The following is a 428-nucleotide window of genomic DNA, read 5'->3' as shown; positions in this document are numbered from 1 at the left end:
CGTGGCCTCAAATTTCGTGTCGAACTGCTGGATGCACAGGCGCGCGGTTACGTCGCCGAAAACCATGGCACGCCGCTGCGCCTGCCGGACCTGGGGCCTATCGGCAGCAACGGCCTGGCCAATCCGCGTGACTTCCTCACCCCGGTGGCCCACTACGAAGACCTCAGGCAACCGACCACGCTGGTGCAGAAATTCCTCGGTGAACTGTGGGCGTGCGAGCTGGACCATTCACCGCTGAACGTGGTGGCCTGGCACGGCAATAACGTGCCGTACAAATACGACCTGGGCCGCTTCAACACCCTTGGCACCGTGAGTTTCGATCATCCCGATCCGTCGATCTTCACCGTATTGACATCGCCCACCAGCGTGCACGGCCTGGCCAACCTCGACTTCGTGATCTTCCCGCCGCGCTGGATGGTGGCCGAGAA

General features: G+C 62.4%; 1 protein-coding gene. It reads left to right on the top strand.

Annotated features, from left to right (window positions below; all coding sequences use genetic code 11):
* Positions 1–428: homogentisate 1,2-dioxygenase (locus tag FCS21_RS16415; protein WP_138624535.1), on the top strand; the 428-nt coding region annotated here is incomplete at both ends.

Origin of the sequence: Colwellia ponticola (assembly GCF_005885605.1) — a bacterium.
Lineage (GTDB): Bacteria > Pseudomonadota > Gammaproteobacteria > Enterobacterales > Alteromonadaceae > Colwellia > Colwellia ponticola.
This window is presented reverse-complemented; position numbering and strand designations above follow the sequence as displayed.